13 protein-coding genes, 1 tRNA gene and 1 pseudogene are annotated in these 12616 nt (G+C 67.2%); 8 read left to right on the top strand and 7 right to left on the bottom strand.

The features are described from left to right. Positions 1-68: 68 nt before the first annotated feature. The 7 genes from U0R18_RS03125 (at position 69) to U0R18_RS03095 (ending at position 6216) form a co-directional block, all read left to right on the top strand. Positions 69-932, top strand: coding sequence for a ParA family protein (locus U0R18_RS03125; protein ID WP_526365842.1), 864 nt, complete (start codon positions 69-71; stop codon positions 930-932). Further along, entirely contained in the window at positions 929-1750 is an 822-nt protein-coding gene (locus U0R18_RS03120) for a segregation/condensation protein A (protein ID WP_526365840.1), read from the top strand. The genes U0R18_RS03125 and U0R18_RS03120 overlap by 4 nt, the downstream gene beginning before the upstream one ends. Continuing rightward, the gene (scpB, locus tag U0R18_RS03115) at positions 1750-2472 is read left to right on the top strand and encodes an SMC-Scp complex subunit ScpB (RefSeq protein ID WP_526365838.1); all 723 of its coding nucleotides are present in this window, start codon (positions 1750-1752) and stop codon (positions 2470-2472) included. The genes U0R18_RS03120 and scpB overlap by 1 nt, the downstream gene beginning before the upstream one ends. A gap of 1 nt (position 2473) precedes the next feature. Beyond that, complete coding sequence (locus tag U0R18_RS03110) at positions 2474-3217, top strand: pseudouridine synthase (RefSeq protein ID WP_526365836.1); 744 nt, start codon at positions 2474-2476, stop codon at positions 3215-3217. Then, positions 3214-3885: a (d)CMP kinase gene (gene cmk / locus U0R18_RS03105; RefSeq protein WP_526365834.1), complete on the top strand. Its 672-nt coding sequence runs from the start codon at positions 3214-3216 to the stop codon at positions 3883-3885. The genes U0R18_RS03110 and cmk overlap by 4 nt, the downstream gene beginning before the upstream one ends. Continuing rightward, positions 3882-5288 carry a ribosome biogenesis GTPase Der gene (der, locus tag U0R18_RS03100; RefSeq protein WP_526365832.1) on the top strand — a complete coding sequence of 469 codons (1407 nt, stop codon included), beginning with the start codon at positions 3882-3884 and terminating at the stop codon, positions 5286-5288. The genes cmk and der overlap by 4 nt, the downstream gene beginning before the upstream one ends. Before the next feature lie 160 nt (positions 5289-5448). Next, entirely contained in the window at positions 5449-6216 is a 768-nt protein-coding gene (locus tag U0R18_RS03095) for a sulfite exporter TauE/SafE family protein (RefSeq protein ID WP_526367379.1), read from the top strand. 112 nt (positions 6217-6328) lie between these two features. On the opposite strand, the gene U0R18_RS03090 is transcribed toward U0R18_RS03095, so the two are convergent. From U0R18_RS03090 to U0R18_RS03070, 5 genes are all read right to left on the bottom strand, one after another. After that, positions 6329-6402: transfer RNA gene (locus U0R18_RS03090), tRNA-Pro, on the bottom strand. A gap of 124 nt (positions 6403-6526) precedes the next feature. Then, on the bottom strand, positions 6527-7066 hold the full coding sequence (locus U0R18_RS03085) for a hypothetical protein (RefSeq protein WP_526365830.1): 540 nt from the start codon (positions 7064-7066) through the stop codon (positions 6527-6529). A gap of 93 nt (positions 7067-7159) precedes the next feature. After that, entirely contained in the window at positions 7160-8224 is a 1065-nt protein-coding gene (locus U0R18_RS03080) for a peptidase M42 (protein WP_526365828.1), read from the bottom strand. Between the two features lie 37 nt (positions 8225-8261). Continuing rightward, positions 8262-8921, bottom strand: a complete 660-nt coding sequence (locus U0R18_RS03075; protein WP_526365826.1) for a UdgX family uracil-DNA binding protein — start codon at positions 8919-8921, stop codon at positions 8262-8264. Continuing rightward, positions 8909-10468 (bottom strand): FAD-dependent oxidoreductase, encoded by a 1560-nt coding sequence (locus U0R18_RS03070; RefSeq protein WP_526365824.1) that lies wholly within the window; start codon positions 10466-10468, stop codon positions 8909-8911. The genes U0R18_RS03075 and U0R18_RS03070 overlap by 13 nt, the downstream gene beginning before the upstream one ends. A gap of 192 nt (positions 10469-10660) precedes the next feature. Here U0R18_RS03070 and U0R18_RS03065 point away from each other — a divergent pair, with 192 nt between their 5' ends. Continuing rightward, on the top strand, positions 10661-11614 hold the full coding sequence (locus tag U0R18_RS03065; RefSeq protein WP_526365822.1) for an iron-containing redox enzyme family protein: 954 nt from the start codon (positions 10661-10663) through the stop codon (positions 11612-11614). Here U0R18_RS03065 and U0R18_RS03060 read toward each other — a convergent pair. Both U0R18_RS03060 and U0R18_RS03055 read right to left on the bottom strand, forming a co-directional pair. Further along, complete coding sequence (locus tag U0R18_RS03060; RefSeq protein ID WP_526365820.1) at positions 11584-11799, bottom strand: CDGSH iron-sulfur domain-containing protein; 216 nt, start codon at positions 11797-11799, stop codon at positions 11584-11586. The two genes, U0R18_RS03065 and U0R18_RS03060, sit on opposite strands and share 31 nt — an antisense overlap. Then, positions 11796-12497, bottom strand: a pseudogene (locus U0R18_RS03055) (HemK2/MTQ2 family protein methyltransferase). The gene U0R18_RS03060 and the pseudogene U0R18_RS03055 overlap by 4 nt, the downstream one beginning before the upstream one ends. Positions 12498-12616: the final 119 nt, after the last annotated feature.

Raw genomic sequence — 12616 nt, 5'->3', positions numbered from 1 at the left:
AGGCCAGCTCACCCGTTAGACTTCCCGGCAATGTCCGCCACCAGATCGACAGCCGGGGGGAACCGGGCTTGACCGACGACGCTGACCACGGTGCCGAAGTCGGGCTGACCGGCCGTCCTCCGCGTCACATACCCGAACCCCAGCCGCTGAGCACCCATGGCCCCGCCAAGGTCATCGCGATGTGCAATCAGAAGGGTGGCGTCGGCAAGACCACCTCGACGATCAACCTGGGTGCCGCGCTGGCCGAGTACGGCCGTCGGGTGCTGCTGGTGGACCTCGACCCGCAGGGCGCGTTGTCGGCAGGGTTGGGTGTGCCGCACTACGAGCTCGAGCACACCGTGCACAACCTGCTGGTCGAACCGCGGGTCTCCACCGACGACGTGCTCATCAAGACCCGGGTCAGCGGGCTCGATCTGATCCCGTCGAACATCGACCTCTCGGCCGCCGAGATCCAGCTCGTCAACGAGGTCGGCCGCGAACAGAGCCTGGCCCGCGCCCTCCATCCGGTTCTCGACCGGTACGACTACGTGCTGATCGACTGCCAACCGTCGCTGGGTCTGCTCACCGTCAACGGTCTGGCGTGCGCCGACGGGGTGATCATCCCGACCGAGTGCGAGTTCTTCTCCCTGCGCGGTCTGGCGCTGTTGACCGACACCGTCGACAAGGTCCGCGACCGGCTCAACCCGCGACTGTCGATCAGCGGCATCCTGATCACCCGGTACGACAGCCGCACGGTGAACGCCCGCGAGGTGATGGCCCGGGTGGTGGAGCGGTTCGGGGATCTGGTGTTCGACACCGTCATCACCCGGACGGTGCGCTTCCCCGAGACCAGTGTCGCCGGCGAGCCGATCACCACGTGGGCACCGAAATCGGCTGGTGCAGAAGCCTATCGGTCCCTGGCCCGTGAGGTCATCGCCCGGTTCGGCACGTGACCGCCACCTCCGAGATCGCGGAGGCGGCGCAGCCGCCCGCCGGGTTCCAGGTTCGGCTCGCGAACTTCGAGGGTCCGTTCGACCTGCTGTTGCAGCTGATCTTCGCGCACCGCCTCGACGTCACCGAAGTGGCGCTGCACCAGGTGACCGACGAGTTCATCGCGTACACCAAGCAGATCGGTCCCGAGTTGGGGCTCGACGAGACGACGGCCTTCCTGCTGGTCGCGGCCACCCTGCTGGACCTCAAGGCGGCCCGGTTGCTGCCGGCCGGCCAGGTCGACGACGAAGAGGACCTCGCCCTGCTCGAGGTCCGCGATCTGCTGTTCGCCCGGCTGTTGCAGTACCGGGCGTTCAAGCACGTGGCCCTGATGTTCGCCGAGCTGGAAGCGGCGGCGTTGCAGAGCTATCCACGGTCGGTGTCGCTCGAGGATCGGTTCGCCGACCTGTTGCCCGAGGTGATGATCGGGGTGGACGCGACGGCGTTCGCCGAGATCGCGGCCGCAGCGATGACGCCGCGTCCGGTCCCCACGGTGGGCACCGGCCATCTGCACCACTCGCGGGTGTCGGTGCCCGAGCAAGCGCGCTACGTGCTGGGGATCCTCGAGGGCCGGGGGGTGGGGCAGTGGGCGACATTCACCGAACTGGTGGCCGACTGCCAGGTGCCCATCGAGATCGTGGGCCGTTTCCTGGCGCTGCTCGAACTGTACCGGGCCCGGGCGGTAGCATTCGAGCAACCAGAACCGCTTGGTGTGCTCCAGGTTTCGTGGACCGGCGGCAGTCCGACGGACGATCAACTGCACGAGCCGGAAGATGAGTGATGACCGAGCAGGTTCCTGAGACCGAATCCGAGGGTTCGGTCGACGTCGAGGATCTCGAGGGCCTGGACCTCGACGCACCCGAAACACCGGTGCTCGATGACGACGAGCTGACCCGCGTCCTCGAGGCGCTGCTGCTGGTCGTCGACACCCCCGTGGGAGTCGAATCGCTGGCATCGGCGACGGCACAGCCGCCGCAGCGGGTCGCCGAACGACTACAGGCCCTGACCGAGGAGCTGGCGCAGCGGGACAGTGGCATCGATCTGCGTGAGGCCGGCGGCGGGTGGCGCATGTACACGCGGGCCCGGTTCGCCCCGTACGTGGAGCGGCTGCTGCTCGACGGCGCCCGCTCCAAGCTCACTCGCGCCGCGTTGGAGACCCTCGCGGTGGTGGCCTACCGCCAACCGGTGACCCGGGCACGGGTCAGCGCCGTTCGCGGGGTCAACGTCGACGCCGTCATGCGGACCCTGCTGGCCCGCGGGCTGATCACCGAGGCCGGATCCGACCCGGACACCGGTGCGGTGACCTTTGCGACCACCGAGCTGTTCCTGGAACGCCTTGGGCTGTCCGAACTTTCGGAACTGCCCGATATCGCACCGCTGCTGCCCGACGTCGACGTGATCGACGACCTGACGGATTCACTGGACTCCGAGCCGCGGTTCATGAAGCTGAATCCGAGCGCGGCAGCCGAGCCGGCGCCGTCGTTCGATCTGGACGAGGACTGACATGGTGGACAACGAAAGTGTTCGCTTGCAGAAAGTATTGTCGCAGGCGGGAATTGCTTCACGACGTGTCGCCGAGCGGATGATCCTCGACGGCCGGGTCGAGGTCGACGGGCGCATCGTGACGGAGTTGGGTAGCCGGGTTGACCCGGCCAACTCTGTGATCCGGGTCGACGGTGCGCGGGTGATGCTCGACGACGAGTTGGTGCACCTGGCGCTCAACAAGCCGTTGGGCATGGTGTCGACGATGTCCGACGATCAGGGCCGGCCGTGCATCGGTGACCTGATCGAGAATCGGGTGCGCGGCAACAAGAACCTGTTCCATGTGGGCCGCCTCGACGCCGACACGGAGGGGCTGATCCTGCTGACCAATGACGGCGAGCTGGCGCACCGGCTGATGCATCCGTCCTACGAGGTGCCCAAGACGTACTTGGCGACCGTCACCGGCAAGGTGCCGCGCGGGCTGGGTAGGAAGCTGCGCGAGGGGATCGAGCTCGACGATGGACCGGCCAAGGTCGACGATTTCGCGATGGTGGACTCACTGCCGGGCCGCTCTCTGGTGCGAATCACGTTGCACGAGGGCCGGAAACGCATTGTGCGGCGGATGATGGACGCGGTCGGCTTCCCGGTCGAGGCGCTGGTGCGCACCGATATCGGCGAGGTGTCGCTGGGGGAGCAGCGGCCCGGATCGCTACGGGCATTGACGCGCAAGGAAATCGGCGCGCTGTACCAGGCGGTGCAGCTGTGAGTGTGGTTGCGATCGACGGCCCCGCGGGTACCGGGAAGTCCTCGGTGTCCCGTGCATTGGCCCGTGCGCTCCATGCGCGCTACCTGGACACCGGAGCCATGTACCGATTGGTGACGCTGGCGGTGCTGCGCGCCGGGGTACCGCTGGACGATGCCGACGCGATCGCGGGCATCGACCCGTCGTTCTCCGTCGGCTATGACCCCGATGAGGACCGCGCTTGTCTTGGCGGAGAAGATGTTTCGGCCGAGATCAGGGGCGACGCGGTGACTGCGGCGGTGTCGGCCGTGTCCGCCGTGCCGGCGGTTCGGGAGCGCTTGGTCCGTCGGCAGCGTGAGTTGGCGGCCGGGCCGGGCAGTGTGGTGGTCGAGGGTCGCGATATCGGCACCGTCGTGCTGCCCGATGCCGATGTGAAGATCTACCTGACGGCTTCGGCGGAGACGCGGGCCCGGCGCCGCACCGACCAGAACATCGCAGCCGGGCTCGGCGACGATTACGAGGCAGTGCTCGCCGATGTGCGTCGTCGCGACCATCTGGATTCCACCCGCGCGGTGTCGCCGTTGCGGGCCGCCGAGGATGCCCTGACGGTCGACACCAGCGACCTGACCGAGGACCAGGTGGTGGCGCATCTGCTGGATCTGGTGCGCCAGCACAGCGGGGTGTCGACGTGACCGAGGACGGAACCTGGGAAGACGAGAGCGATTGGGAGATCGGCGAATCGGAGTTCGCTGATGACCTCGACGAATTCTCCGGACCGCCGCCGGTGGTCGCCGTGGTGGGCCGGCCCAACGTCGGCAAGTCCACCTTGGTCAACCGGATTCTCGGCCGTCGCGAAGCCGTCGTGCAGGATCTGCCCGGGGTGACCCGCGACCGGGTGTCCTATGACGCGCTCTGGTCCGGACGACGATTCGTCGTCCAGGACACCGGCGGGTGGGAGCCCGATGCCAAGGGTCTGCAGCAACTGGTGGCCGAGCAGGCCTCGGTGGCGATGCGCACCGCCGACGCGATCATCCTGGTGGTCGATTCCGTGGTCGGTGCGACATCGGGCGACGAGGCCGCAGCCCGGATCCTGCGGCGCTCGGGCAAGCCGGTCTTCTTGGCGGCCAACAAGGTTGACAGCGAGAAGCAGGAGGCCGAGGCGGCCGCTCTGTGGTCGTTGGGACTGGGGGAGCCGCATCCGATCAGCGCGATGCATGGCCGCGGCGTGGCCGATCTGTTGGACGCGGTGATGACCGTGCTGCCGGAGGTATCGGAGCTGTCGGGCGGCGGCGGTGGCCCGCGTCGTGTCGCGCTGATCGGCAAACCCAACGTCGGTAAGAGTTCGTTGCTCAACAGGCTGGCCGGCGATCAGCGCTCGGTGGTCCACGACGTGGCCGGCACCACCGTCGATCCGGTGGACTCGCTGATCGAATTGGGCGGCAAGACTTGGCGTTTCGTCGACACCGCCGGTCTGCGGCGCAAGGTCGGCCAGGCCAGCGGGCATGAGTTCTACGCTTCGGTTCGCACCCACGGCGCGATCGACGCCGCCGAGGTCTGCATTGTGCTCATCGATGCATCGCAGCCGCTGACCGAACAGGACCAGCGCGTGCTGACGATGGTGATCGAGGCGGGCCGCGCGCTGGTGTTGGCGTTCAACAAGTGGGATCTGGTCGACGAGGATCGCCGTTATCTCCTGGAGAAGGAGATCGACCGCGAACTGGTGCAGGTGCAGTGGGCACCGCGGGTGAACATCTCGGCGATGACCGGGCGCGCCGTGCAGAAGCTGGTGCCCGCGCTCGAGACCTCGCTGGCGTCGTGGGACAAGCGGATCAGCACCGGGCAGCTGAACAATTTCCTCAAGGAGGTTGTGGCAGCCACGCCGCCACCGGTACGGGGCGGCAAGCAGCCGCGCATCCTGTTCGCCACGCAGGCCACCGCGCGACCACCGACGTTCGTGTTGTTCACCACCGGGTTCCTGGAAGCCGGATATCGCAGGTTCCTCGAGCGCCGGCTGCGTGAGACGTTCGGCTTCGAAGGCAGCCCGATCCGGGTGAACGTGCGGGTGCGCGAGAAGCGCGGCACCAGGAAGCGCTAGTCGAGTCGACCGATGCGGCCGCGGCACGCGGCAGCGGAGGAGCGAGACAGTCGGGCCCAGCCGAGTCGACCGATGCGGCCGCGGCACGCGGCAGCGGAGGAGCGAGACAGTCGGGCCCAGTCGAGTCGCCGGTAGGGTCTGGCGAGTGTCCGTGGCCCACATGATCCTGATCGCGCTGGCTGGTGTCGGCGCCGGCGCCATCAATGCGTTGGTGGGGTCGGGCACGCTCATCACGTTCCCGACCCTGGTCACGCTGGGGTTTCCACCGGTGACGGCGACGATGTCCAATGCGATCGGCCTGGTCGCCGGCGGGGTGTCGGGCACCTGGGGGTATCGGCGCGAGCTGCGCGGGCAGTGGCACCGGCTGCGCTGGCAGGTTCCCGGTTCGGTGCTCGGCGCCATCCTGGGGTCATGGCTGCTGCTGCACCTCCCCGAGAAGGTGTTCCAGCAGGTGGTGCCGGTCTTGCTGGTCGGTGCACTGGTGCTGGTGATCATCGGGCCGCGGATCCAGACCTGGGCGCGCACGCGGGCGGAGGCCGCCGGGCGTTCGGCCGAGCACGTCACGCCCGCCCGAATGGCCGCCCTGGTGGCCGGCACCTTCGCGGTGGGCGTGTACGGCGGCTACTTCACCGCGGCGCAGGGCATCCTGCTGATCGCGGTCATGGGTGCGTTGCTGCCCGAGGACATGCAGCGGATGAATGCGGCCAAGAACCTGCTGTCGCTGCTGGTGAACGTCGTTGCCGCCGCCGCATACATTCTGGTGGCGTTCGACCGGATCAGCTGGGAAGCGGCCGGGTTGATCGCGGTGGGCTCGCTGATCGGCGGGTTCCTCGGGGCGCACTACGGCCGTCGACTGTCCCCGAATGCGCTGCGGGCCGTCATCGTGGTGGTCGGTCTGATCGGGTTGTACCGATTGCTGCAGTTGTAACTGGTTCGCGGGGGACCAGATAGCGCTGATCTGCCGACCGCGGCAACGGGTATCAATGAGAAGTTGGAGTCCCTACCGCTTCGCGCAACTATGTGCGTCATCACGAATCGCGTCGGGCTGACAGGATTTGAACCTGCGACCCCTACACCCCCAGTGTAGTGCGCTACCAAGCTGCGCCACAGCCCGCGAGTCCGCCGGGAACGAACCTTTGGACGCCAGAACGATACATCAGCGGCGACTGAAACTGCGAAACGGTGCCGGGCGGCGGGGCGGAGACGGAGTGGCAGGTGTGCGTGAGTCCCGGCCAGTCCTACGGAAAAGTGACCGCCAGCATGACGAACCCCGCAATCAGCAGTAGCCACGCCCCGATCGGGACCAGAATTCCCCGGCGGCGTCGAGCGGTGACGATCGAAGCGGCGACGGCAGCGAGCGCCACAATCGGAGCGCCGTAGACGATGACGGTGAAGCCGGTCTCGCCGGGCCCCAGGTGCGGACAGGTCTGGCCACTGCACCCTGCGGTCCCGAGCACTGAGACATAGGCAAAGATCACCACCGCAGCGGCGCCCAGCAGGCTGGCAATCGCCAATGCCCAGTTGAGGACGGTCGATGCGCGTCGGGTGCTTACGTCGTCCTGAGTATCTTCCGTAGTCACAGTCCAGCGGTCTACCCATCGCCGATATCGGTAAACGCAGCGGTGTTTCGGATTCGCCAGACCCGCAGGTTTGCCGTCGGCCGGGTCGGGTACTTGACCAGTTGGTTCGAAAGATCGGCGATCGGTATGCGTATTTCGAGATCGGCAGGACGGATCGTCGATTTTCTGCGGGCGGACAATCCCTATCAGCACGGGCACGTCGCCGCGGCTGTGTTGTTGGCGCCGCGCGATCGCGGCAAACCTTCCTCTGGTCTTCCGACCATGGACGGCATGGCTGCTTTTCCAGAAGCCTCAGACGGGGCCCGGTAGCCGCAGGAACTCCACGAGGACGGCGGTGAGCGTCGGGATCGCTTGTCGCGCAATGACTTCATATCCGTGGGTGCTGAGCGTGGGCAGACAGATCAGGCCGGCGGGCCCGGATACGCCGACGGCTTTGGCATGCGACGCGTCGGATTCGAACGCCCCCAACACCGCCGGCTGCGGCTCGGCGCCCTGTGCGACGGCGATGTCCATCAGGCGGTCGGCCAGCGCTTTGTCGTAGACGCATTGGGCGTCGCTGTAAGCGATGATCGGCCCTCCTGCAACGGTGGTGCCGTATTCGTACTCGGTGGGTCCGACTTCCACGGCCAGGGTCAGCCCGTCGGGAAGTTGGCGGGCGGCGTGAGTGCCCCCGATTCCACCGACCTCTTCGCTCACGGTGCACACCAGGTAGGTGTCATTGACCGGTCGCTGCTCGGCCAGTGCCGACGCGGTGGCCAACAGCACCGCCAGGGCAGCTCGGTCATCCATGAAATAGCAGCCGAGATAGTCGCCGACCTCGATCAGTTGGCGCTTGCTGCGGTCGATGCATACCCGGCTGCCCGCGCGAACCCCTGCCGCGGACAGTTCTGCTGTCGTGTGCCCGGTGAAGACGTAGACATCCGACCAATCCAGCGCTCTACCGCCGCCGTCCGGTTTCGTCTCCCATATCCGGGTGCTCTCCCTGGTGGTGTGCTCGGAGCCCAATGCCAGTACACCGCAGAGTGTTTGGTGGTTTCCGAGTACGGTCACCGGACCGAGACCGAAGTTGGCCGGATACATTGTTCCCAGGTGCGTCAAGTGCAGCGTCCCGTCGGGATTGACCCGTTTGACCAGCATGGAAAGTTCATCCATGTGTGCCAGTACCCGCACCGGGGGCCCGGTGCGGGTCTCCCCGCCGAACATGGCCACCACATTGCCCGCGTCGTCCACCCAGACCTCGTCGGCGACACCGTCGAGTTCGCGCCGGCAGATCGCCCGCACGTCATCCTCCTGGCCACTGGGTCCGTACGCGCAGAGCAGTTCCTGCAGCAGCTTCGAATTGATCTCGGGATTCACCCGAGGTGAATGGCCGCGAGTCCGGTCGGGTAAACGTCTAGCGGCTTCGCGTGGGAATGTCCGCGCACGTAGCGGCGAACGCAAGGTCCGCCACCAGTCCGTCGAAAGCCTCCTTGCGCGAGTCGGCGCCCGCGCGCAGCACCGCCGACGGATGGACCGTCACCACCACCTGCGGTTCGGTGGGCAGATCGTTGCCGGGCAGCGGAAGAATCTCGCCACGGTGCGCGGTGAGTCGGAAACCATTGCCCAACAACGACTGTGCTGCGGTGGCACCCATCAGCAGCACGGCGGCCGGCTGTACGGCGTGCAGTTCGGCCCACAACCAGGGCCGACAGGCCACCCGTTCGATGCGGCTGGGCGACTTGTGAATGCGGCGGACCCCCCGGTCGTCCCGGACGAACTTGAAGTGCTTGACCGCGTTGGTGACGTAGAGGCCGTCACGGTCGATCCGCGCCGCCGCCAGGGCGCTGTCCAGCAGCTTCCCCGCGGGACCGACGAAAGGTTCGCCCTGGGTGTCCTCGCGGTCCCCGGGCTGCTCTCCGACGAGCATCAGCCGCGCAGACGGCGAGCCGTCCCCGAACACCGTCTGGGTGGCGTCGCGGTACAACTCGCAACCCCGGCACAACCGTGCCGCCGCGGCCAACGCGGCCAGGTCGGCTGTGTCCGGAACGAATTTCTCGGCGGTCACGGAGTCCACAGCAGCCCCGCCGCAACCGTGCCGTGGGTGGTTGGCGACAGTCCGCGCACTGCGGGGCCTTCCAGCACGGTCCCGTCCGGGGCGAAGCGGGAGCCGTGAAGTGGGCACTCCCAACTCTGATCAGCGTCATTCCAGGACACGATGCCGCCCAGGTGTGGGCACACCGGTGACACGGTCCGGTAGGTGTCGTCCACCACGCTGTCGGCCCGCAGGTGCCACGGCGCGCCGCTGACAACGCCGTACCCGTCGGTGAGGTGGGTCGACGAACAGGCCATCGGGGCGAGCCAGCCGGTGGCCATGTCCACGCCCACGGTCGCATTGGCCTTCGCCGCGCGGGGCAAGCCTTTCAGCTCGTGGGTACTCCAGCTGGACAAGGCACCCGCCCAGGTGATCTGACCCCCCAGGATCCGGGACGACAGCGCCAGCGCTGCCGCCACCCCGTTGGTCAGTCCCCACTTGTCGAAACCCGTTGCAATCAGGACCTTTTCGCCGAACGGGAGCAACGGCCCGACGTAGGGCAGTTCGTCGACCGGGGAGTAGTCCTGAGCGGACCAGAAGTGGGTCTGCTGTGCACCCGGGTAATGGGTGGTCGCCCATTCGGCAAGTTCGGTGACGGTTCTGCTCGCCTGTTGTCCGTGTCCCACGCGGTGACCCGCCCCGCCCACGATCAGCTTCTCGCCCTCGGGGTGCGGGGCCCAGCGAATCGAACGGGTGGGGGAGTCGACCGAAATGAACGTCGGCCGGGTGACCTCGCCGGGTACCTCGAACGCCAAGCAATACGAACGATGTGCGCTGACCCGTGCGAAGAACCCTCCCCGGTCGAGGAACGGTATTCCGGTTGCGAGGACGACGTGCCGCGCGCTCATCGAGAACTCTTGGTGTTCTTGGCCGTTGGTGTGCGTTGATTGCAACCGCAACGTGGTCATCGGGCCTGAATCGCCCACGCCGACGGCGCGGACACCGTGGAACAGCGATCCGCCATGTGAGTGGAGTTCGGTGACCAGACTGTCGAGCACCGGCATCGGATCGATCTGTGCCTGATCGGGCAGCAGGACCCCGCCGTAGAAGGGGAACGGTACGTCGGCATGGTCCACCCAGCGGGCGTCCTCGAGTCCTGCATCGGCGCAGGCATCCAGCACCGCACGGGCAGCCTCGAGACCATCAGCGTCCTGTGCGTAGGCGTGGTCGTCCTGGCGCTGCACTACCAGGCCGCGGTCGGCGCAATGCCGCAACAGCCACTCTCGCCCCTCGGTGTTGGCCTCAACGTAGGCGCGCAGGGTGCCGCTGTCGTGAGCGGACCGTACCCGGGCGAGTTTGGTCCCTTGCAGGACACTGAGTTTGCCGGTGGTGTTGCCGGTGGCACCGGCGCCCGCATTGCGTGCTTCGACGACGGTCACCGACTTGCCCGCGCGGGCCAGCAGAACGGCGGCCGTCAAGCCGGTGATACCTGCGCCGACGACGGCGACATCGACGATGCGCCCATCGAGGGTCGTCAGGTCATTGGCCGTGCTCGAGGCTACGCGGGAAGAAGCCCACAGCGAGGACATGGCGGCGAGTTACCCGTCAATTCGCTGTTCAGACCGCATTTTGCAGGGGTGTTTGACGGACGTCACGTTGGGTATCTCTAGCCCGTGGACAGCCACTCACATGGCGGTGCCCCCCCAGCGAATCCAACGCCCGCTCTTCGGAACCGCATTGAGCCGTCGTTGCCGCTGGCGCGCGGACCGTTGTCACACACCGTGATCGAGCTGTTGGCCGCCCGTGCGCCGGACGGGGGGCTGACGCCGATTCCGAGCCCGGTGGCCGATGCGGATCCGTTCGGGGCAGACTTCCAGCTGGCGCTCTACGTCTGCTATGAGTTGCATTACCGCGGTTTTGCCGGCGTTGATCCGCGATGGGAGTGGGATGCAGCAATGCTGCATCTGCGCGCGCGGATGGAAGACATGTTCCTCGGCGCCATCGGTCGGGAGGTCGGGCCGATCACCGCGGCCGACCACCCACACGCGGAAATGGAGGCGCTGTCGGTCGAACCGCTCCAGGGCACGGGCCTGTCCTGGTTCCTCCGCGATGACGGTGACTGGGAGCAGATGCGCGAGTATTTCGTGCACCGCTCGCTGTACCACCTCAAGGAGGCCGATCCGCACGCGTGGGTGATCCCGCGGCTGGTCGGTCAGGCGAAGGCGTCGTTCGTGGCCGTGGAGTTCGACGAGTTCGGTGCCGGGCGGGGGGGCAACGTGCATCAGGAGTTGTTCGCCGACCTGCTCGCGGCGGCCGGGCTGGACGATGCGTACCTGGGATATCTGGATCATGTGGGAGCCGAGGCGCTGGCGGCGGTGAATCTGATGTCGCTGTTCGGCCTGCACCGCGAGTTGCGGGGTGCGACGGTGGGCCACTTTGCGGCCACCGAGATCACCTCGCCGCCGGGCTCGCGGCGCCTGGTACAGGCGCTGCAGCGGTTGCGGGCGCCGCAGCCGTGCATGGCGTTCTACGCCGAGCATGTCGAGGCCGATGCAGTGCACGAACAGGTGGTGCGCAACGACGTGGTCGGTGCCTTGCTCGAGCTGGAGCCCGACCTGGCGTCGGACGTGGTGTTCGGAATGCGTGCGTTCGGCGTCGCCGAGGACCGGTTGGCCGCGGCCATCCTGGAAGCCTGGCGCAACGGTCAATCCTCGCTGCTGCGCACCTTGTCCTGAGTTTTGCGACGGCGATGGCTCGTGTCACACAGTGGATAGGTCTTGCTGCGACGACAGCAGCAGACGGCCACCATGAAGCGGTCGGAGTCCACGCTGGTGCCGTCGGGGAGATGGATCCGGATCGGCCCTTCGACGAGAACCGGACCGGAGGTGGTGATCCTGACGGATCGCCGTTCGCCGGTCATGGCTTGCGGGCCGCGACGACGGCCAGGGTTTCGGTGCGCCGACCCGGCCGCAGGAGGCCTACCTCTTCCAACCACTGGGCGCGGCGGCGCAGCACCGGACCGAACGGGATTCACTGTCGTGCGACCACTGAAGCCTGTAATCCGTTCTGCTGCAGAGCCTTCAACGTGCGATTGACGTCAGCGAACTCCGATTGCACCAGCAGAAGGGTACCGCCGCGGTATAGCAGCGCCGGCGCTGCGACACACAGCGGGTCGATTACCAGTCGGCCGTCATGGCCACCGTTGACCGATACCGCAGGCACCTCGGGCGTCTCGTCATCCTCGACCGGCGTGGGCACATAGGGCGGGTTGCACGTGACCAGGTGGTAGGGACCCGTTGCCACCGCTCGCACCCAGGAGCTGTGATGAACGTCCACGGCGACGCCGGCTTCGTCGGAATTGGCCCGGGCATACGCCGCGGCGACAGGGCACAGTTCGAACGCATCCACCCTGTCGGCACCGTCGGCGGCGGCGGCCAGTGCCACCGCCCCCGAGCCGGTGCACAGGTCGGCGACCGACAAGCCCCGAGCGGGTGCCAGCTTCCGCATGGTCGCGATGAGCAGACGCGAATCATGCTGTGGGGCATAAACGCCGGCCAGCGCATCTGCGGTGTGGGCGTGCTCGACCATCGCTGCGGCCTTCGTCATTGCCGTCGTCATCGGTGTCCTCCTCCGGTCAGCGCCGCTGCCGTCGGATCGATAGCGAGCCAAGAGTGTGACTTCATCTATGCCCATCTTGGGAGGGCTTCAACCAGCCCAGATCAACCGTGCCGTCGCTC

The sequence above is a fragment of the Mycobacterium sp. genome (genome assembly GCF_046330795.1).
Lineage (GTDB): Bacteria > Actinomycetota > Actinomycetes > Mycobacteriales > Mycobacteriaceae > Mycobacterium.
This window is presented reverse-complemented; position numbering and strand designations above follow the sequence as displayed.

Excerpts from the sequence above, each read along its gene's own strand:
- scpB (WP_526365838.1), top strand. The coding sequence starts at position 1,750 with ATGACCGAGCAGGTTCCTGAGACCGAATCCGAGGGTTCGGTCGACGTC.
- U0R18_RS03110 (WP_526365836.1), top strand. The coding sequence starts at position 2,474 with ATGGTGGACAACGAAAGTGTTCGCTTGCAGAAAGTATTGTCGCAGGCG.
- U0R18_RS03095 (WP_526367379.1), top strand. The coding sequence starts at position 5,449 with ATGATCCTGATCGCGCTGGCTGGTGTCGGCGCCGGCGCCATCAATGCG.
- U0R18_RS03070 (WP_526365824.1), bottom strand. The coding sequence starts at position 10,468 with ATGTCCTCGCTGTGGGCTTCTTCCCGCGTAGCCTCGAGCACGGCCAAT.
- U0R18_RS03060 (WP_526365820.1), bottom strand. The coding sequence starts at position 11,799 with ATGACCGGCGAACGGCGATCCGTCAGGATCACCACCTCCGGTCCGGTT.